General features: G+C 67.4%; 19 protein-coding genes and 1 tRNA gene. 10 read left to right on the forward strand and 10 right to left on the reverse strand.

Annotated elements, in window-relative coordinates:
* Positions 1 to 1335, forward strand: a complete 1335-nt coding sequence (gene gltX, locus ACLBV5_RS01750; protein ID WP_447604640.1) for a glutamate--tRNA ligase — start codon at positions 1 to 3, stop codon at positions 1333 to 1335.
* A gap of 78 nt (positions 1336 to 1413) precedes the next feature.
* Here the strand turns inward: gltX and ACLBV5_RS01755 are convergent, their stop codons facing one another.
* Together ACLBV5_RS01755 and ACLBV5_RS01760 are read right to left on the reverse strand one after the other, a co-directional pair.
* Entirely contained in the window at positions 1414 to 1707 is a 294-nt protein-coding gene (locus ACLBV5_RS01755) for a CC_3452 family protein (RefSeq protein ID WP_025977094.1), read from the reverse strand.
* A gap of 115 nt (positions 1708 to 1822) precedes the next feature.
* The gene (locus tag ACLBV5_RS01760; protein ID WP_447604641.1) at positions 1823 to 2428 is read right to left on the reverse strand and encodes an LOG family protein; all 606 of its coding nucleotides are present in this window, start codon (positions 2426 to 2428) and stop codon (positions 1823 to 1825) included.
* 86 nt (positions 2429 to 2514) lie between these two features.
* Between ACLBV5_RS01760 and ACLBV5_RS01765 the strand changes: the two genes are divergently transcribed.
* Complete coding sequence (locus ACLBV5_RS01765) at positions 2515 to 3336, forward strand: hypothetical protein (RefSeq protein WP_447604642.1); 822 nt, start codon at positions 2515 to 2517, stop codon at positions 3334 to 3336.
* 100 nt (positions 3337 to 3436) lie between these two features.
* Here ACLBV5_RS01765 and ACLBV5_RS01770 read toward each other — a convergent pair whose 3' ends face one another.
* Positions 3437 to 4057: a TetR/AcrR family transcriptional regulator gene (locus ACLBV5_RS01770; protein ID WP_447604914.1), complete on the reverse strand. Its 621-nt coding sequence runs from the start codon at positions 4055 to 4057 to the stop codon at positions 3437 to 3439.
* 153 nt (positions 4058 to 4210) lie between these two features.
* Between ACLBV5_RS01770 and ACLBV5_RS01775 the strand changes: the two genes are divergently transcribed.
* On the forward strand, positions 4211 to 5311 hold the full coding sequence (locus tag ACLBV5_RS01775; protein WP_447604643.1) for an amino acid ABC transporter substrate-binding protein: 1101 nt from the start codon (positions 4211 to 4213) through the stop codon (positions 5309 to 5311).
* A 31-nt stretch (positions 5312 to 5342) separates the two neighbouring features.
* On the forward strand, positions 5343 to 6668 hold the full coding sequence (locus ACLBV5_RS01780; protein WP_447604644.1) for a dicarboxylate/amino acid:cation symporter: 1326 nt from the start codon (positions 5343 to 5345) through the stop codon (positions 6666 to 6668).
* Here ACLBV5_RS01780 and sseA read toward each other — a convergent pair.
* Complete coding sequence (gene sseA / locus ACLBV5_RS01785) at positions 6665 to 7504, reverse strand: 3-mercaptopyruvate sulfurtransferase (RefSeq protein ID WP_447604645.1); 840 nt, start codon at positions 7502 to 7504, stop codon at positions 6665 to 6667. The two genes, ACLBV5_RS01780 and sseA, sit on opposite strands and share 4 nt — an antisense overlap.
* Positions 7505 to 7628: 124 nt before the next feature.
* Between sseA and kdsA the strand changes: the two genes are divergently transcribed.
* From kdsA to ACLBV5_RS01805, 4 genes are read left to right on the forward strand one after another with little or no spacing between them, the layout of a single operon-like run.
* Complete coding sequence (gene kdsA, locus ACLBV5_RS01790) at positions 7629 to 8531, forward strand: 3-deoxy-8-phosphooctulonate synthase (RefSeq protein WP_447604646.1); 903 nt, start codon at positions 7629 to 7631, stop codon at positions 8529 to 8531.
* An 18-nt stretch (positions 8532 to 8549) separates the two neighbouring features.
* Positions 8550 to 10010: a D-glycero-beta-D-manno-heptose 1-phosphate adenylyltransferase gene (gene rfaE2 / locus ACLBV5_RS01795; RefSeq protein ID WP_447604647.1), complete on the forward strand. Its 1461-nt coding sequence runs from the start codon at positions 8550 to 8552 to the stop codon at positions 10008 to 10010.
* Between the two features lie 34 nt (positions 10011 to 10044).
* Complete coding sequence (rfaD, locus tag ACLBV5_RS01800) at positions 10045 to 11046, forward strand: ADP-glyceromanno-heptose 6-epimerase (protein ID WP_447604648.1); 1002 nt, start codon at positions 10045 to 10047, stop codon at positions 11044 to 11046.
* Positions 11046 to 12146, forward strand: a complete 1101-nt coding sequence (locus ACLBV5_RS01805) for a DUF3089 domain-containing protein (RefSeq protein WP_447604649.1) — start codon at positions 11046 to 11048, stop codon at positions 12144 to 12146. Before rfaD ends, ACLBV5_RS01805 begins: the two co-directional genes overlap by 1 nt.
* 22 nt (positions 12147 to 12168) lie before the next feature.
* On the opposite strand, the gene ACLBV5_RS01810 is transcribed toward ACLBV5_RS01805, so the two are convergent.
* The 5 genes from ACLBV5_RS01810 to ACLBV5_RS01830 form a co-directional block, all read right to left on the reverse strand.
* Positions 12169 to 12546: a response regulator gene (locus tag ACLBV5_RS01810; protein WP_025977083.1), complete on the reverse strand. Its 378-nt coding sequence runs from the start codon at positions 12544 to 12546 to the stop codon at positions 12169 to 12171.
* The gene (locus tag ACLBV5_RS01815; protein ID WP_447604650.1) at positions 12546 to 14042 is read right to left on the reverse strand and encodes a sensor histidine kinase; all 1497 of its coding nucleotides are present in this window, start codon (positions 14040 to 14042) and stop codon (positions 12546 to 12548) included. The genes ACLBV5_RS01810 and ACLBV5_RS01815 overlap by 1 nt, the downstream gene beginning before the upstream one ends.
* Before the next feature lie 147 nt (positions 14043 to 14189).
* A tRNA-Val gene (locus ACLBV5_RS01820) sits at positions 14190 to 14264 on the reverse strand.
* 105 nt (positions 14265 to 14369) lie between these two features.
* Complete coding sequence (locus ACLBV5_RS01825; protein ID WP_447604651.1) at positions 14370 to 15659, reverse strand: dicarboxylate/amino acid:cation symporter; 1290 nt, start codon at positions 15657 to 15659, stop codon at positions 14370 to 14372.
* Positions 15660 to 15938: 279 nt separating this feature from the next.
* Entirely contained in the window at positions 15939 to 16628 is a 690-nt protein-coding gene (locus ACLBV5_RS01830; protein WP_447604652.1) for an HAD-IA family hydrolase, read from the reverse strand.
* A gap of 75 nt (positions 16629 to 16703) precedes the next feature.
* On the opposite strand from ACLBV5_RS01830, the gene glmU reads away from it, so the two are divergent.
* Complete coding sequence (glmU, locus tag ACLBV5_RS01835; RefSeq protein ID WP_447604653.1) at positions 16704 to 18071, forward strand: bifunctional UDP-N-acetylglucosamine diphosphorylase/glucosamine-1-phosphate N-acetyltransferase GlmU; 1368 nt, start codon at positions 16704 to 16706, stop codon at positions 18069 to 18071.
* Positions 18068 to 18751: a ribose-5-phosphate isomerase RpiA gene (gene rpiA, locus ACLBV5_RS01840; protein WP_025977078.1), complete on the forward strand. Its 684-nt coding sequence runs from the start codon at positions 18068 to 18070 to the stop codon at positions 18749 to 18751. Before glmU ends, rpiA begins: the two co-directional genes overlap by 4 nt.
* Here the strand turns inward: rpiA and ACLBV5_RS01845 are convergent.
* Positions 18741 to 19691: a hypothetical protein gene (locus ACLBV5_RS01845; protein ID WP_447604654.1), complete on the reverse strand. Its 951-nt coding sequence runs from the start codon at positions 19689 to 19691 to the stop codon at positions 18741 to 18743. The two genes, rpiA and ACLBV5_RS01845, sit on opposite strands and share 11 nt — an antisense overlap.
* Between the last annotated feature and the right edge of the window lie 15 nt (positions 19692 to 19706).

The raw sequence follows: 19706 nt of genomic DNA on the forward strand, positions 1-19706 counted from the left end.
ATGTCCGTCAAGGTTCGTTTCGCTCCGTCTCCCACGGGTAAGCTGCACGTCGGCAATGTCCGCACGGCTCTGGTGAACTGGCTGTTTGCCAAGGGGCAGGGCGGCAGCTTCGTGCTGCGCATCGACGACACCGACCTTGTCCGCTCGACCCAGGAGTCGGAAGACAACATCGAGATCGACCTGAAGTGGCTCGGTCTGGCCTGGGACGAGCGCTACAATCAGTCCAAGCGGTTCGACCGCTATGAAGAGGCCGCCGCCCGCCTGAAGGCCGAGGGCCGCCTCTATCCCTGCTATGAAACCGCCGACGAACTGGACCGTCGCCGCAAGGTGCAGTTGTCGCGCGGCCAGCCGCCCATCTACGATCGCGCCGCCCTGTCGCTGACCGACGCTGAGAAGGCCGCCTTCGAGGCCGAAGGCCGCCGCCCGCACTGGCGCTTCAAGCTGGAAGGCAAGCGCGTCGCCTGGGAAGATCTGGCGCGCGGCCACGCCGAGGTGGACACCGCCTCCATGTCCGACCCGGTGCTGATCCGCGAGGACGGGCTGTTCCTCTATACGCTGCCGTCGGTCGTCGACGACATCGACATGGAGATCACCCACATCATCCGGGGCGAGGACCACGTCACCAACACCGGCGCACAGATCGAGATCTTCGAGGCGCTGGGGGCCAAGGTTCCCGGTTTCGCTCACATGCCGCTGCTGGTCGGCGCGGACGGCACGGCCCTGTCCAAGCGTCTGGGCTCGCTGGCCATCATGGACATGCGCGCCGACGGCTATGAGCCGATCGCCATCACCAGCCACCTGGGCAAGATCGGCACCTCGGACAATCTGGAAGTCGCCGCCTCGCTGGCAGACCTGGGCGCCGCCTTCGCCTTCTCCAAGATGGGCCGCTCGCCCGCGCGGTACGACACGGCCGATCTGGATCGTCTGAACGCCCAGGCGGTGCACGCGATCGACTACGCCGAGGCCAAGCCGCGCCTGGAGGCTCTGGGCGTCGATCTGGGCGAGACCTTCTGGAACACGGTGAAGGGCAACCTCAACAAGTTCGGCGATGTCGTTGATATGGCGAAGATCGTCACCGGGCCGGTCACGCCGGTGATCGAGGATGCCGCATTCGCCGCCGCCGCCCTGGAGCTGCTGCCGGACACCATCGACGCCGACGCCTGGTCGGCCTGGACCGCAGCGGTGAAGGACAAGACCGGGGCCAAGGGCAAGGGCCTGTTCATGCCGCTGCGTCTGGCGCTGACCGGTCAGGCGCATGGACCGGACATGGCCGCCATGATCCCGCTGATCGGCCGAGCCCGTCTGGTTCAGCGGCTGAAGGGCGAGGCCGCCTGACAGGCTTCGTCTCACGGATACAAGAAAGGCCGCCTTCGTCGTGAAGGCGGCCTTTTTTATCTGGCGCTGAAGTCTGGATCAGGCCGCGTTGCAGGCGGCGATTTCTTCTTCGTTCAGGCTCTGACCCTTGTAGGTGAAGCTCGTCACGGGGCCGAGCTTGGCGACCACGCGGCGGCAGGCGCGCGTCGCCGGCTGGCTGGAGCCGCCCGTGGCGGTGCAGGCGTCGCCTTCACAACGCCAGGTCGCGCCGTCGACAATGACGCGGCCCGAGGGCGCGCTGGCGGCGTCCGCCAGGGTGGCGCTGGTAACGGGCGCCTGGGCGAAGGCGGGAGCGGCCGCGAACAGGACGGCGGCGGCGAGAAGAGCACGCATGGACAGTCTCCGATAAGGGTAGGGCGCACGCCCAGCAACGCCATAGACCGTTGTTTAAGAAAACTGTCAATCCAGCTTCTCGCCCGACGGACCGGCGTTACTGACGCACGTTTACTTACCGGCGATCATGTTGCAAGTGGGGCGTGTCCTGCGCCGATTTCATGGCCTCGATCGCGCCTTCGACCGAATCGACGCTGACATAGGCGTCCAGGAAGCTGCGCGGCGTCATGCCCTTCTCGACCGTGTGCTCGATCAGGGTGAAGAAGCCGTCCCAAAAGCCGTCCAGATTCAGGAAGATGACCGGCTTGGCGTGCAGGTCCAGCCGCTTCCACGACAGCAGCTCCACCACTTCCTCTAGCGTGCCGACGCCGCCGGGCGCGACGACGAAGACGTCGGACTCGTCGTACATCAGCTGTTTGCGCTCATGCATGGAGGTGACGACGATCGTCTCGACCTCGTCGAACAGGCGCTCGCGGCTGCGCAGGAAGGCGGGCATGATGCCGACGACGCGGCCGCCCGCCGCATGGGCCGCGCGGGCCGAGGCGCCCATAAGCCCCACGCCGCCGCCGCCGTAAACGAACCGCCACCCCGCCTCGGCCGTCGCCTTGCCGAAGGCCGCCGCCGCCTCGACATATTTGGCGTCCGTGCCATCGGACGAGCCGCAGAACAGACAGACAGAGCGACCCTCGAAGGGGGCGATGTTGACGGGGGGCAGGGACATGGAGTGTCTGACGACCTTTACGGTTAAGCTCCAGCACGAACCGGCTGGCCTGGATGAGGTAGCAACCTATAGTGATGCGAGCCAGGATGGAACGAACGAAGGGCGAAGAGATGAAGGCGATGGCGGCGTGGGGCCGAGGCGGACTGAAGCTGTCGTTGGCCACGTGTCTCGGCCTGACCATCGTCGGCTGCAGCGGGCCGCGTCAGCCCATGGAAGAGCCGAAGCAGGCAGATCAGGACAACTGGGCCGCCGCGCCGCATATCGATAAGGTCACCCTACAGGGCTCCGGCGTTGTGGTCAGCGGCCAGGCTCCGGCGGGCGCGCGCGTCATTCTCAGCAACGCCCTGGGCCAGGCGATGGCGGCAGGCGCCGATTCGCAGGGGCGTTTTGAACTGCGGGTCGGCCGGGAAGCGCTCGGCCATGTCCTGACCCCCGAAATCCAGATCGGCCAGACCCCGACTCCGGGCCCGGAACGCCTTTTCCTGGCCGGAGACGGCGCCATCGTCGCCGCCTTGCTGATCGACGGCGGTCCCAGCCGTCGACTGACGGACGGACCCGCTCTGGACGCGGTGGACGGCGATGGCCGCGCCCTGCTGGCGTCCGGCCGTTCAACGCCGGGCCAGCGCGTGGAAGTGAAAAGCGAAGGCGAAACGGCGGTGGCCGTGGCCGACGAAGCCGGCCTGTGGACCGCGCCGCTCTCACGGGCCGGGGACCGAGCGGTGCAGATCGAGGTCGGGGGCGAGCGTTACGCCTATCCCGGACCGGGCCCTGCGACAGGACGGGCGGAACGCGCCGGAAAGGGATGGCGGGTCACGCGCGCTTTGTCCGACGCCGCGCGCCAGACCAGCTGGTTTCCCGACAGGGCGGGCTCCACGGCGGCTTCCGAAACGTCGTTAACGCCGCATTAACCAAACCAGTTGATCTACGGGCTGTCTTCTTTTGGGAGGACACCCACCATCACCGAATGACTTTAAGCCCGGCGCCTGGCGTCGGGCTCTCTTTTTTGGGTCACAGGGCTGAGTAATCGGCCAACATTCGCGCCAGCAGCCCAGCGACGACCTGGCGTCCGGCGTCGGCGTCCTGGCCCAGCATATCGCGCAGAGGATCGCCGATCAGGGCGTCGCCGAAGGCGCTCAGGGCGATGAAGAGGACGGCCGAGCCGATGACGCCGTCCGCCTGGCCGTCGCTGGCGCCGATCTTCTCCTTGATGGCCGCGACCAGGTTGCGCACCGCCGCCCGCACAGGCTCGAGGTGAGACAGATCTCCCGACATCGCGATCCAGGCGGCGAGCCGCCCGGCGCCGCCGGTCGAGAAGGCGGCGAAGACGGCGTTGACCACCTCCAGCGGCGCGCCGTCATCGGTCCTCAGCCGAACGATTGCGGCGTCCAGGGCGTCGCTCAGATCAGCAGTCATCGAAGCCATCAAGGCGGACTGAAGCCCGGCGACAGAGCCGAAATGATGGATCAGATTGGCATGGGTGACGCCGATCTCGCGTGCGACGGAGGTCAGGGTGACGGCGCTCGGACCTTGGGTCAGCAGCAGGTCTCGCGCCGAGCTGATGGCTTCGCGGCGGGCTTCGTCAGGCGAACGGCGGCGACGCCGGGGCTTGTCTGCGACGGAGAGCGGCATCAAGGAACGACCTTTACGAAGTCCGATTTCTTACGGCCCGCCCGATTCGACTGCAAGGGATCAGAGGCGGCGGCTTTGTCGTTCCGTGCGGGTTGCGGTGCGCGTTCGGCGCGGCCTAACTAGAGGCGGGGCGAGTAAGAGGCGGTGAACGGCATGAAGGCGCAGTGGATCGGACCGGGACTGGCGGCGACGCTTGTGCTTCTGGGAGCTTGCGGAAAGCAGGACGAACCGCAGACCGACGCTATGCGCGACCCGACCCCCCGCGCCCCCGCGGCCCTGCCCGAGGTCAAGGAAAGTCCGACCCTGGCGGCGGTCCGCCAGCGCGGCCGCCTGAACTGCGGCGTGCACGAAGGTCTGGTCGGTTTCGCCTATACCGACAACCGGGGCGCCTGGCGGGGCTTTGACGTGGATTTCTGCCGCGCCACGGCGGCGGCCATCTTCGGCGACCCGGATGCGGTGCGTTTCGCGCCGCTCACGACAGAGCAGCGCTTCGACGCCGTCCGCGCCGGTCGCGTGGACGTGCTGTGGCGCAATACGTCCTGGACCATGAGCCGCGACACGGCTTCGGATCTCAGTTTCGCCGGCGTGAACTACTATGACGGCCAGGGCTTCATGGTCCGCCGCTCGCTCAACCTGACCAGCGCGGCCGAGTTGAACGGCGCGCGCATCTGCGTCCAATCCGGCTCGACGACCGAACTGAACGTCGAGGACTACTTCCGTCGTCGAGGCATTGAATACCGCCCGGTCGTCGTCGCCACCGAAGGCGAGGCGCGGCAGGCCTACGCGCGCGAGGCGTGCGACGCCTTCACCGCCGACATCTCGGCCCTGGCCGCTGCGCGCACGACCCTGCCCAACCCGCAGCAACACATGATCCTGCCCGACGTGATCTCCAAGGAACCGCTGGGACCGGTCGTGCGCAGTGGAGACGACCGCTGGCTGGCGGTGATCCGCTGGACGCTGAATGCGTTGATCCTGGCTGAGGAACTCGGCGTCACCCGCGACAACGCTGCTGACCTGGCGAAGAATTCGGCGGATCCAAGAGTGCGACGCCTGCTTGGCGTGGAAGGCGACTTCGGCCCCAGCATCGATCTGCCGCGCACATGGGCGCTGGATGCGATCACAGCCAGCGGAAACTACGGCGAAATCTTCAATCGAAACCTGGGCGAACAGTCGTCGCTTGATCTCGAGCGGGGACTAAATGCTCAATGGTCCGCTCGACCTGGCGGGTTGATCTACGGCCTTCCTGTCCGCTAGTCCTGTAAGGGGGGAGCAGGGAAGGGACCGGATGGAGACTACAGCCAAGCGCGGACTGCCGCTTCACATGCTGATGCTGATCGGATTTCTGGTCGGCCTCATCGGCGGCCTCATCGTCAATCTGACCGTCGGCGGCGATGTCGGCTGGGTTCAGTGGCTGACCTCCAACATTACAGGACCGGCAGGCCAGATCTTCCTTCGCCTGCTGTTCATGCTGGTGCTGCCCCTGCTGTTCTCGGCCCTGGTCATCGGCGTGGCCGAGATGGGCGACCTCAAGGCCCTCGGCCGCGCGGGATCGCGCAGCCTCATCTACACCGTAGTGATTTCCGCCATGGCCGTGCTGATCGGCATGGTCATGGTCAATGTGTTCAGGCCGGGCGACGGCGTGGATCCGGTCCTCGCCCAGCAACTGCTGGATCAGGGGCGCGCCGGGGCCGCCTCCATCATCGGCAATGCGCCGACCTCGGTCCAGGCCGGCGACTTCTTCCTCGACCTGATCCCCTCGAACGTCTTCACGGCGGCGGCCGAGAACCAGATCCTGCCGGTCATGGTCTTCGCCCTCTTCTTCGGCGTCGGCCTGGTCATGGCCAAGAGTCCGGCCACCGACCGCCTGCAACAGACGATCGAAGGCCTGTTCGAAGTGATGATGAAGCTCATCAACCTCGTCATCCGCGTCGCGCCTATCGCCATCGCCTGTCTGATGTTCAACCTGGCGGCCCTGTTCGGCTGGGATCTGCTGATCCGGTTAGGCGCCTTCGTCGCCGTCGCCGTGGGCGCGATGGCGATCCACATGTTCGTCGTCTATCCGCTGTTCGTGTGGCTGGCCGGCGGCATGTCGCCCGTGAAGTTTTTCCGCTCCATCCGCGAGGCCATGGTGGTGTCCTTCTCCACCGCCTCCTCGAACGCCAGCCTGCCCGTGTCGCTGCGCGTCGCCGAGCAGGAACTGGGCCTGCCGCGCAAGATCGCCCGCTTCGTCCTGACCGTCGGCGCCACCGCCAACCAGAACGGCACCGCCCTGTTCGAGGGCGTTACGGTGCTGTTCCTGGCCCAGTTCTTCGGCGTCGACCTGACGCTGGGTCAGCAGGTCATCGTCATGCTGGTCTGCATCCTGGGCGGGGTCGGCACGGCAGGGGTGCCGGCCGGCAGCCTGCCGGTCATCGCCATGATCCTGGCCATGGTGGGCGTGCCGCCCGAGGGCATCGGCCTGATCCTGGGCGTCGACCGCTTCCTGGACATGTGCAGGACCTCGCTGAACGTCACCGGCGACCTGGTGATCGCCACCATCGTTTCGCGCGGCGAAACCGACGAAGACGAGCCGGACGCGCCCGCGCCGCCGCTGGCGGCAGGCGCGGCCTAGCCGGTCGCCAGGGGCGCGTCCGGCCGCGCGCCCCATTCGGCCCACGACCCGTCATAAAGCCGCGACGGCCGCCCCAGCACGGCCAGCCCCAGGGTCAGGATCGCCGCCGTCACGCCCGAGCCGCAGCTGGTGATGACCCGCCGCTCCAGATCGACGCCCGCCGCGCGAAAGGCGCCTTCCAGCGCCTGACCCTGTTTAAGCGTCCCGTCCGCATTCAGCAGATCGCCGAACGGCAGGTTCAGCGCCCCCGGCATATGACCCGCGCGCACGCCGGGACGCGGTTCGGCCGCTTCGCCCCGAAAGCGGGGCGCCCCGCGCGCATCGACCACCTGAAGCCCCTCGGCCAGCGCGGCGCCGACCTGACCGAAGTCCGCCACGGCGTCCGCATCGAACCGCGCTTCAAACGGCGTCGGGACCGGCGCCCCGGCCGCGCCGCCTTCCAGCGGTCGCCCTTCGGCCTTCCATTTCGGCAGCCCGCCATCCAGCACGCGCACGCGCTCGGCGCCCATCGTCCGCAACGTCCACCAGACCCGCGCCGCCGAGAACAGCCCCTGCGCGTCATAGACCACAATGTCGTCGCTCTCGGACACGCCCATCGCCCCCATCGCATCGGCGAAGGCGTTCGGTGAGGGCAGCATGTGGGGATAGGGGCTTTCCCGATCCGACAGTGCGTCCAGATCGAAGAAGACGGCCCCCGGCAGCCGCTCGCGCTCGAAATCCGCGCGCGCGTCCCGTCCATCCAGCCACCAGTTGGCGTCGATGATGCGCAGGTCCGGCTTGGTCATCTGCGCGGCGAGGGCTTCGGTCGAGATCAGGGGCGTGTCGGGCGTGTTCATGGCCTCAGATTACCACGATCGCGCGAACGATGGTCAGGGCCCGAGTCGCCGGATAAGTTGCGCAAACGCATCCGCGACGCCACCTGTCCGACTCAAAGTCGCGGCATAGGCTCGCGAACCGCCGTTGAAACCAGTCGAAAGCGCCGCCGTGACCTCTCCGAACGCCGTCATCACCCTGTCCGAAGGCCTCAAGACCCCCGTCGTCATCGGCGGCGGCGCCCGCATCGTCTTCATCGCCGGCCCCTGCCAGATGGAAAGCCGCCAGCACGCGCTTGAGACGGCCCATCAGCTGAAGGAGATCGGCGAGCGGCTGAACCTCGGCATCATCTACAAGACCAGCTTCGACAAGGCGAACCGCACCAGCGCCAGCGCCGCGCGCGGCATCGGCCTGAAGGACGCCCTGCCGATCTTCGCCGAAATCCGGGAAGTCACCGGCCTGCCGACCCTGACCGACGTCCACTCCGAGGCCCAGTGCGCGCCCGTGGGCGAGGCTGTCGATGTGGTGCAGATCCCGGCCTTCCTGTCGCGCCAGACCGACCTGCTGCTGGCCGCCGCCGCCACGGACAAGGCGATCAACATCAAGAAGGGCCAGTTCCTGGCCCCTTGGGACATGAAGAACGTCATCGCCAAGGTCACAGGCGCCGGCAACCCCAACGTCATGGCCTGCGAGCGCGGCGCCAGCTTCGGCTACAACACCCTGGTCAGCGATATGCGCGCCCTGCCGATCCTGCGCGAGATCGGCTGTCCGGTCGTCTTTGACGCCACCCACAGCGTCCAGCAGCCGGGCGGACAGGGGACCTCCTCGGGCGGCCAACGCGAGTTCGTGCCGGTGCTGGCGCGCGCGGCCGTCTCGGTCGGCGTCGACGCCGTCTTCATGGAGACGCACGAAGACCCGGACAACGCCCCCTCGGACGGCCCCAACATGGTGCCGCTCAGCCAGTTCGAGGCCCTGGCCGCCGAACTGATCGCCTTCGACGACCTGGCCATCAAGCTGGGTCACAAGGGGCCGATGGCGAAGACGGCGTGAATCCGCTAGTTCGGCGTCATGGCTGAACGTTCTCTCGATCTCGGCGCCCTGCAGTCCCTGCTGGAGCGCGTGCACGACCTGAAGGTCGCCTGCGTCGGCGATCTGATGCTGGATCGCTATGTCTATGGCGAGGTCAGCCGCATCTCGCCCGAGGCGCCGATCCCGGTCCTGCGCGCGCGCCGCACCGTGGCCATGCCCGGCGGCGTGGGCAATGTGGCGCGCAACGTCGCGGCCCTGGGCGGTCGGGCCCGTCTGGGCGCGGTCGCGGGCCATGACCCGGCCGGCGCCGAACTGGCCGAGCTGATCGCCGCCGAGGACCGGATAGAGGACGCCCTGATCCGGCCCGAAGGCGCCGCCACCATCGTCAAGACGCGCTTCGTCGCCGCCGGCCAGCAGCTGCTCCGTCTGGACGACGAGGCCGCGACCCATTCGGGCTATGCCGACAAGGCGGTGTTCCAGGGCGCGGGCGCCATCCTGCTGTCCGACTACGCCAAGGGCGTGGTGGACGACGGCGCCATTCAGGCGGCGCTGTGGGCCGGGGCTGAATACGGCGCGCCGGTCATCGTCGACCCCAAGGGCCGCGACTTCGCCCGCTATGGCGCGGTCGACGTCATCAAGCCGAACGCCAGCGAACTGGCGGGCGCCACCGGCCTGCCGACCGAAACCGACGAACAGGTCGAGGCGGCGCTGGCCGCCCTGCTGGACGCCACCACGGCCAAGGCCGTCATCGTCACCCGCGCGGGCAAGGGCATGGCCCTGGCGAGGCGGGGTGGGGGCGTCACCCACTTCCCCGGCCGGGCGCGCGAAGTGTTCGACGTCTCGGGCGCGGGCGACACCTGCCTCGCCGCGCTGGGTCTGGCGCTGGGCGCGGGCGCGACGCTGGAACAGGCGGTGCAGTTCGCCATCCTCGCCTCGGGCGTCGTCGTGGGCAAGAGCGGCACCGCCGTCGTCACCCCGGCCGAACTTATCGAGGCCGAGATGAGCCAGCACGCGGCGCTCGCCCAGTCCAAGGTCACGCCGCTGGACGAACTGGCCGATCAGGTCGAAGCGTGGAAGCGTCAGGGCCTGAAGGTCGGCTTCACCAACGGCTGTTTCGACATCCTCCACCGCGGCCACGTCGCCTATCTGGCCCAAGCGCGCAGCTGGTGCGACCGGCTGGTCGTGGCGCTGAACACCGACGCCTCGGTGCGCCGCCTGAAGGGCGAGGGCCGTCCCGTCAACGACCTCGACAGCCGCGCCGCCGTCATCGGCGGTCTGGCCAGCGTCGATCGCGTCACCGCCTTCGACGACCCGACCCCCATCGCCCTGATCGAGCGGCTGAAGCCCGACGTGCTGATCAAGGGCGCGGACTACACCAAGGACAAGGTCGTCGGCGCCGCCGAGGTCGAAAGCTGGGGCGGCGAAGTCCGTCTGGCCGACTTCGCCGACGGCTATTCCACGACCAAGACCATCGAGAAGATGACCGGAGCTCCCGAATGACCCCCTTAAGCAGCGCAGCGGTAGGGGATCAAAAATGACGCCTCGCATGATTGTGGTGACCGGCGGCGCGGGCTTCATCGGCTCCAACATCGTCGCCCGCCTGTGCGAGAGCGGTGCCTGGGACGTGGTCGTCTGCGACCGGCTGGAGACGGCCGACCTCGCCAAGTGGAAGAACATCGCCAAACACCCCATCGCCGATCTGTGGGCGCCCGAAGAGCTGTTCGACCAGCTGGAGCGTCACGCCGACCGCATCGAGGCGGTGATCCACTTGGGCGCCATCTCCTCGACGACCGAGCCGGACGCCGACCTGATCCTGCGCACCAACTTCAGCCTGTCGCGCGACATCTGGGACTGGTGCGCGGTGCGCAACGTGCGGATGATCTACGCCTCCTCGGCCGCCACCTACGGCGACGGCGAGGCGGGGTTCGAGGATCGCGACGATCCTGAGAGCCTGAATTCGCTTCGGCCCCTAAACGCCTATGGCTATTCGAAATACTTGTTCGACCAATACGCCGTCCGGCAGGCCGATCGCGACGAGGCGCCGCGTCAGTGGGCGGGGCTGAAGTTCTTCAACGTCTATGGCCCGAACGAGGGCCACAAGGGCGGCATGAAGTCGGTCGTGGCCCAGATCTGGCCCAAGGTTCAGGCGGGCGAGACGGTCAGCCTGTTCCGCTCGCATAACCCGAACTACCCCGACGGCGGCCAGCTGCGCGACTTCGTCTTCGTCGACGACGTGGTGAACATCATCCTGTGGCTGCTGGAGCGTGAAGACATCTCGGGCGTGTTCAACGCCGGATCCGGCCAGGCGCGCTCCTTCGCCGATCTGGCGCGGGCGACCTTCGCCGCGGCGGGCAAGGAGCCGTCCATCGCCTATATCGACATGCCCGAGGCGATCCGCGACCGCTATCAGTACTTCACCGAGGCCCGCATGGATCGCATCCGCGCCCTCGGCTACGGCGGCCAGTCGACCCCACTGGAGGAAGGCGTCCGCCGCTACGTCCAGGACTTCCTGGCCCAGTCGGACACGTACCGCTGATGCTGCCCCGGCTGACTGCGCGCCAGTGGGTCGGCTACGCGGGCTTTGCGCTCGTCTTCATTCTGACGGCGGCGGTCGTCGTCTGGCGCGGCGATATCCTGCGCTCAGCTCTGGATCCGCAGGTGCCGTTCCAGACCTATCAGCCGCCGGCCACGCCTGACTATGCGCAGACGGACGCCTGGGCGCTGCTGGACGCGCGCACGCCGACGGCCGGTCCTGCACACGTCTTCTTCGTCCATTCCACCACCTATAACGGCGGCAAGGAGTGGAACGGGGCCGTTGATGACGCCCGCGCCCTGGCCGGGCTGCGCGGCGCGGTCCTGCCCAACTACGCCGGGCCTCTGGCCCTGGCTGGAGACGTCAGCGCGCCCCTGTATCGCCAGGCCAGCCTCTACACCCGCCTGACCCTGCGCGAAGACGCCCGAGAGGCGCGCGCCTTCGCCTATCAGGACATATCCGCCGCCTTCGGCGCCTGGCTGAAACGCCATCCGGACGGCCCCATTATCCTGGCCGGGGTAGAGCAGGGCGCCGAACTGGCCGACCGCCTGCTGCATGAACGGATCGCGCCCGATCCCGCCCTGCGCTCGCGTCTGGTCGCCGCCTACCTGATGGAGCACCTGGCTCCGACGTCTCGCTTCACCACCATTCCCCTGTGCAGCAGCCGCGAGCAGGCTGGCTGCGTCATAACCTGGCGCTCGCTGGAGGAGAACAACGAGAGCGAGGCGCGCCGCGCGCTGCGGCGGGCTCTGACATGGGACGACCGGGGAACTCTGGTGACGTTCGACGGCCTGGCCTCGGCCTGCGTCAATCCGGTGACGGGATCAGCGAACGCCCCGCGCTCTGAAATGCGCGAAAGCCGCGGCGCCACCAACGCCACCAATCTGGAGTGGGGCGTACGTCCCGCCCTGCAGCGTCGTATCGTCGCCGCCGAGTGCCGCGACGGCGTCCTGTGGCGGTCACGCCTGAGTTCAGAGTCCTTCCGACCGACCGGCGCCTGGGCGGAACAGCGCAAGATCCCGCCCTACAACCCTTTCTATGCGGACATAGAAGCGGATGCGATGGCCCGCCTTTCGGCATGGTCGGCGCTGCATCCGTCATAAGCGCGCGTCAGCCCCTCGGCGCTCAGGCCCTTTGCATGTTCAGCGCCGTCATCAAGGCGTCGCGAATGGCGCCTTCAGTGAAGGGCTTCTGCACTGTGGGGTTGCCGCGCCAATGTTCCGGCAGCCCCGCCTCGCCATAGCCGGTCGAGAACACGAACGGCACGCCCCTGGCCTTCAGCGCCTCGGCCACCGGGAAGATTTCTCGCCCCGCGACGTTGACGTCCAGCAGGGCGGCGTCGAGCGGCGCGGTCCCTGACGCGACGTTCAGCCCGTCCTCGATGTTGGATTCCGGGCCGACCACGTCGCAGCCCAGATCGGCCAGGATCGTCTCCAGCAGCATGGCCACCAGGGACTCGTCCTCAACGATGAGCACGCGTCTGCCGGAAAAGATATCGGTCATCAGGCTTCTGTCTCCAGCGGCAGGGTGAATCGGGCGCTCAGGCCGTCTTCTGTGTAACTCATATCGACGGCGCCGCGCAGGTCGTGACGAACATTGCGTTCGATCAGGCGAGTGCCGAAACCGCGCCGCTCTGGCTTCTTCACAGGCCGACCGACTTTTTCGCTCCAGATGATCTCCAACTGGGGCGAGGCATGAGGGATCACGCGCCAGTCGACCGACACCCGACCGTCGCCATGAGCCAGGGCGCCGTACTTCGCGGCATTGGTGGCCAGTTCATGGAAGATCATGCCCAGCGACAGGGCGCGGGCGGGCGACAAGGCGATGTGAGGCCCGTTCAGGCTCAGTCGCCCCACGCCATGCGCCCACGTCTCATGTTCCAACACCGCGCGCAGGTCCGCTCCTTCCCAGTGGCTCTTCGTGAGCAGGTCGTGGGTGTGCGACAGGGCCATCAGCCGCGCCTCAAAGGCTTCGGCGAACGAGCGGGGGTCCTGATGGGTGCGCGCCGTCTGCATGGCGATCGATTGAACGGTGGCCAAGGTGTTCTTCACGCGATGATTGAGCTCGTCGATCATCAGCTTCTGCCGTTCGGCGGCCATGACGACATCCGTCACGTCATGCCCCTGAACAAACACGCCGATCACGCGCGCGTTCTCGTCCCGAATGGGTTGATAGGCGAAGTCGATGTAGCGATTGGCGGCCGGTCCGTCGGGCGAATGCTGCAGGCTGAACGCGCGCTGCCGGCCCATGACCGGTTCCCCAGTCTCGTAAACGTCGTTCAGGAAGTCGAGATGACCTTGCTCGCCCAACTCGGGCAGGGCGTCTTTGACGGTGCTGCCCAGGATGTCGCGATGATTGACGAGCCGGTAACAGGCCTCATTACAGAACTGCACGACATGATCTGGTCCGCTCAGAACGGCTACAAAGCCTGGCGCGTTCAACAGCACGTCCGATAGCTGCCGCCGTTCGGCCTCCAGCCTCTGATTGTCGGCCTCGACCTTCAGCGCGCGACGGAAGACCCCGCCGCCTAGCATTTCATCGAGGGCGTTGCCTGAACCATCCTGGGTCGGCCGCGCCCTGATAAGGTCGGTGACATCGCTGGTGTGCTGCAGGATGTGGGTGACTTCGCCCTGATCGTTCTTGATCGGCGTGTGGGTGCAACTCCAGTAGCGCTCTTCGAACACGGCCTGGCCGTGGGCCCCTGTCGTCCGGATCGGATAGTGAAGCAGGGCCAGATGATCGGACTGCCCGCTCCCCAGCACTTTTCTGAAGGACGCTTCCAGCCGCTGGCTGTCTTCACGACCAGGGCCGTCCGCCGCCGCCCCGAAGACGTCCATGACGTGGGCGCCGATCAGCTCTTCGCGCGTGCGCTGGGTGACATCCAGATAGGCCTGGTTCATCCCTGCAAATCTCAGGTCGCGATCCAGCAGCATATAGGGGTTAGGCGAGGCGTCGAAGGCCGCGACTAGGTCAATCGTTTTGGCCAGTGTCTTCAACACGCCCCCCGTCCTGTTGGGTCCCTAACGCAACGCGCGCGGAAAGGGTGCACGGCCTGCTGTTGAAACAGGAAAACTGTAAAGACGAGCGTTCTTAAGCGTCAAGCTGACGGCAGCTTGTCGGAAGCAAGAAATCATCGGGAGGAGGAATGGTGGACGCGACAGGGATTGAACCTGTGACCCCCTCGGTGTGAACGAGGTGCTCTCCCGCTGAGCTACGCGTCCGCCTGGGAACGGGGCATTCAGTGACTGCGCCGTCGGGAGGCGGGGACATAGCCCGCGATTCCGACGACGGCAAGCCTCAATTCATCAAATCGGTGCGTCGCTTGCTCAGATTCCCGCCGCCCGCACGCCGTCCGGCGTTTCGTCCTCCGGATCGCCGGGCAGCCAGGCCACGTGGCCGTCATAGATGTCCTGGTTCAGGATGCCTTCTTCCTTCGCAACCAGGACGGGCACGACCATCTGGCCGGTGACGTTGGTGGCGGTGCGCATCATGTCGATGATGCGGTCGATGGCGATGATGTAGCCCACGCCTTCCAGCGGCAGGCCCGCTGTCGACAGCGTCAGGGTCAGCATGACGATGCTGGTCCCCGGCACGCCCGCCGTGCCCAGCGAGCCCAGCACCGCCGTCAGGCCGATCAGGACGTATTGGGTCAGGGTCAGCTCGATCTGGAAATACTGGGCGATGAAGATGGAGGCGATGGCCGGATAGATGGCGCCGCACCCGTCCATCTTCACATTGGCCCCAAGCGGCACGGCGAAGGAGGCGTAGGCCTGCGGCACGCCCAGCCGCTCGACCGTCTGACGCAGGGTGACGGGCAGGGTCCCCAGAGACGAGGAGGTGGCGAAGGCCGTCTGCATGGCCGCGCCCGCGCCGCGGAAGAAGCTGACCACCTTCAGACCGTGCAGCTTCAGCAGGCCCGAATAGACGACGAAGATGTGGAACAGGCAGGCCGCGTAGATGGCGAAGATGAACTTGCCCAGCGGCAGCAGCGCCTCCCAGCCGTAGCCGCCGACGACCGAACCGATCAGGCCGAACACCCCGAACGGGGTCAGCTGGATCACCCAGCGGGTGATGCGGAAGATCAGGGCCGCGCCCTCATCCACCAGCCTGCGCGCGGCCTGCGCCCGGTCGCCCAGCGCCACCAGCGCCGCGCCCAGCAGCGCCGAGAAGAAGATGATCTGCAGCACCTTGCCCTCAGCCAGCGAGGCGAAGGGATTGGTCGGCACGACGCCCAGCAGCACCTGCAACGGCGAGGGGATCTCGCGCGCCTTCACCTCGCCCAGCGGCAGGTCGGACAGGCCGACGCCCGGATTGATGATGTGGCCGAACGCAAAACCGACCAGCACGGCCAGCAGGGAGGTGACGGCGAACCAAACGATGGTCCGCACCCCCAGCCGCACCGCGCCGACGCCTTCGCCCAGCTTGGCGATCGAGCTGGCGATGGTGAACAGCACCAGCGGCGCTACCACCATGCGGATCAGGTTCAGATAGACGTCCCCGATGGGCTGCAGCCAGACGGTCGCCTGCTCCCGCAGGATCAGGCCGGCGATAATGCCCAGGGCGAAACCGGCGGCGGTGCGCTGCCACAGGGGAATGGCGAAGAAGCGACGAAGCATGACGACCCTTGGGGAGGAACAGGTCGACCTATGTGTTTCGCAGACGCGAAGACGGCAACAGCGACGGGCCCAGATGGGGTGCAGAAGTTCTAAAGTGTTCGATAGTTTTTCCTTCTCCCCTTGAGGGAGAAGGTGGGCGCCGGAGGCGCTCGGATGAGGGGCGCCGGCGCCTCGTATCCGATCCAACAGCCGCACGATCACGCGACTTTCAACCGTCGCGCAGACACCCCTCATCCGGCCCTGACGGGCCACCTTCTCCCTCAAGGGGAGAAGGGAGAGTTATGCTCTCATCACCTCAGCCAGCGCCGCTTCGAACGCATCGTAGTGATCAATCATCACATCGCCGCCCAATTCATTATGCGGCACGTCGTTGTAACCGAAGCTGACGGCGATGCAGGGCACGCCCGCATCCTTGGCCGCCCTGGTGTCCGTGGTGCTGTCGCCGACCATGACGCACCGCGCCGGATCGCCGCCCGCCTTGCGGACCGCCTCGATGATGTGGGCGCCGCTGGGCTTGCGGGCCGAGACCGCATCCGGGCCAGCGACGAAGGCGAAATGGCGCGTCAGCCCCAGCGCCTCGATCAGCGCCACCGACAGGTCCGTGCTCTTGTTGGTCGCCACGCACAGGATCGCCCCGCGCGCGCTCAAGCGGTCCAACGCCGCGACGCAGCCGTCGAACGGGCGGCTCTCGTCGGCGATATGGGCCAGGTAGTCCTCGATGAAACGCTCGAACAGACCGGGCGCATGGGCCTCGTCCCAGGCGGCGCCCGCTTCCATGAAGCCGTGGCGCAACATGGCCATCGCGCCGTGCCCGACCAGATGCCGGGTCGAAGACATGGGCACGGGCGGCAACTCATACTCCGCCAGCATCCGGTTCAACGTGCCGATCAGGTCGGGCGCCGAGTCCACCAGCGTCCCGTCCAGATCGAAGGCGATGGTCCAGCCTTCCAGGTCGCGCTCAATGCTCACTCATCTGTCTCCCGGCTCGCGAAGACGCCGGCAATGGGCTAGATCGCAGGCAACGACAAGTCGCCGGATCGATTCATGACCGCACCCCATCCCCAGAGTCATCCTAGGGCCGCCATCATCCTCGCCGCGGGGCAAGGCACGCGGATGAAGTCGCCGCTGCCCAAGGTGCTGCATCCGGTCGGCGCCCGCGCCATGCTGGACCACGCCATCGACGCGGCCGAGGCTCTGGGCTGCGAACGCATCGTCGTCGTGGTGGGCTCTCATTCGCCCGAGGTCCGCGCACACGTCGAAAAGCGCCTCGGCGCCGACAGCATCGCCGTTCAGGACCCGCCGCTCGGCACCGGCCATGCCGTCCGCGCCGCCGAGGCCGTGCTGGGCGACTTCGTCGGCCATGTGGTCGTCACCTACGGCGACGTGCCCCTACTGAAGGCCGCTGACATCGAGCCGGTCTTCGCTGATGCTCATGAAGGCGTCACCGTCATCGGCTTCGAGGCCCGCGATCCCGGGGCCTACGGACGCCTGATCCTCGACGGCGACGACCTGCTGGCCATCACCGAGGCCAAGGAGGCGTCTGCTGACGTCCTGGCCGTCACCGCCTGCAACTCGGGCGTCATGGCCGCGCCGGTCGGCCTGTTGTTCGACCTGCTGGCCGAGGTCCGCAACGACAACGCCAAGGGCGAATACTATCTGACCGACGTGGTCGAACTGGCCCGCAAGCGCGGCGCCCCGACCCGCGCCGTCTTCGCCGCCGAAGACTCCGTCATGGGCGTCAACGCCCAAGGCGAGCTGGCCCAGGCCGAGGCCCTGTTCCAGAAGACCCAGCGCGAGTATTTCCTGGCGCAGGGCGTGACCATGAGCGCCCCCGACACCGTCCACTTCGCCTGGGACACGGACATCGGCGCCGGCGCGACCATCGAGCCCTTCGTCGTCTTCGGCCCCGGCGCCCGCGTGGCCGAGGGCGCCCGCATCCGCAGCTTCAGCCATATCGAGGGCGCCAAAATCGCCAGCGGCGCCGAGATCGGCCCCTACGCCCGCCTGCGCCCCGGCGCTGACCTGGGCGAGGGCGTCAAGATCGGCAACTTCGTTGAGGTCAAGAACGTCCGCATGGACGCGGGCGCCAAGGCCAATCATCTGGCCTACCTCGGCGACGGCGAGGTGGGGGCGAAAGCCAACATCGGCGCCGGCACGATCTTTTGTAACTACGACGGCTTCTTCAAACACCGCACCACGGTGGGCGAGGGCGCCTTCGTCGGCTCGAACGCCTCGCTGGTCGCCCCCGTGACCATCGGCGCAGGCGCCATGGTCGGCTCCGGTTCCGTGGTGACCAAGGATGTCGCGCCCGGCGACCTGGCCCTGGCGCGCGGTCAGCAGACGACGAAGCCGGGCTGGGCCGCCCGCTTCATGGAAACCATGCGCGCGAAGAAGGCGGCGAAATCCCAATGAGCGACCTGCAGAAGAAGAACGCCGGCGAAGCCGCCGCTCAATACGTCGAGGCCGGAATGGTCGTCGGCCTGGGCACCGGCTCGACCGCCGCCTGGTTCGTCAAGGCGCTGGCCGCCCGCAACCTGCCCGACCTGCGCTGCGTCCCGACGTCCGAGCGCACGGCCGATCTGGCGCGCGAGTTGGGTCTGACCCTGTCGACGCTGGAGGACACGCCGCGCATCGACCTGACCGTCGACGGCGCCGACGAGATCGGCCCCGGCCTCGCCCTCATCAAGGGAGGCGGCGCGGCCCTGCTGCGCGAGAAGCTGGTGTGGGAGGCGTCCGCCCGCTGCATCTGCATCGCCGACGCGGCCAAGGTGGTTCCGGCGCTGGGAACCTTCCCCCTGCCGATCGAGGTCGTCGCTTTCGGCCACAAGACGACCGCCAACCGCATCGCCGACGTTCTTGCCGATCATGACATCGCTTCGCCGGCCCGCGTGCGCGAGGCCGAGCGCGGCCTGATCCGCACCGACGGCGGCAACCTGATCTACGACGCCGCCTGCAAGCTGATCGCCGAGCCGACCCGCCTCGCCTCCGACCTCAAGAGCCTGACCGGCGTGGTCGAGCATGGCCTGTTCCTCGACCTGACTGACCTGGCCGTCATCGGCACGGACGAGGGCGTCTATACGATCAATCCGTAGGCGGCGGCGCCTCATCGGCCAGTCGGGCATGCGCGCGACGGATCGAGGACTGGATCTCCGACTTGCCCGCCCGCACGTTCTGTCGAGTGCGCTGGGCGCCGTACAGGCCGTCCAGATAAGCCTTGTCCCACTCGGTCAGATAAGGAGCGCTGCCCGGATCGTTGAAGACGTTCAGGATCGAGGCATAGGCGCTGGTGTCCGCCGTCGGGTCGATCTGCGCCAGCGACACCATGGCGATATAGTCCGCCAGTTGCACCGAATTGACCGCGCCGGTCTTGCTGACATCGACGACGATGATGGCCCGGAAGATGTTGTCGACGATCTGGGTCGTCAGCCGCGAAGCTGCGAAGACGTTGATGGCCGGAGCATAGTCCATCGGCCCCGAGCAGGCGTCCGCGCATTCTCCGGGAATGCGGACCGCGCGCTGGCCCGTTTCGGAATCGACCGGCATGCTGACCTGCCACCAGCGGACGGGGCGGCTCGTCTCCTGGAAGTCTCTCAGCGCCGCGGCGCCGCGATCCATGCCGGAGCCGCCCATGCGCAGGGCGCGACGGCGGCGTTCCACCAGCTCCCGCGCAAAGGCGTCGCCATCGGCGGTCGCGACGATCAGCAGATTGGGCGTGCAGCCGGGGTCGCCCGCATTCAATCCAAGGTCTTCCGCCACGGTCGAAACGCGGTCCACCAGATATTGCGCGGCTTCGCGGCGCAGATTGACGGCGCCCACGCAGACGCTGCGGTCCCATCGGGCGATGCCGCGCCCGCGATTGGGCGCTGCGACTTCGCTGACGAAGCTCTGGATCAGGTCGTCAAGGCGTCGGCCAGAGACCTGGATATCTTCCAGCCGAACCGCTTGATCCTCAGGGGCGGGCGCGGCCGACTGAGCTGACTGAGCGGGTGGGGCGCTGGCGCTGAGCGCAAGAGCGAGAAGGGCTGCGATCATCACCTGGCCTCACGA

The sequence above is a fragment of the Brevundimonas sp. M1A4_2e genome, from assembly GCF_053345555.1.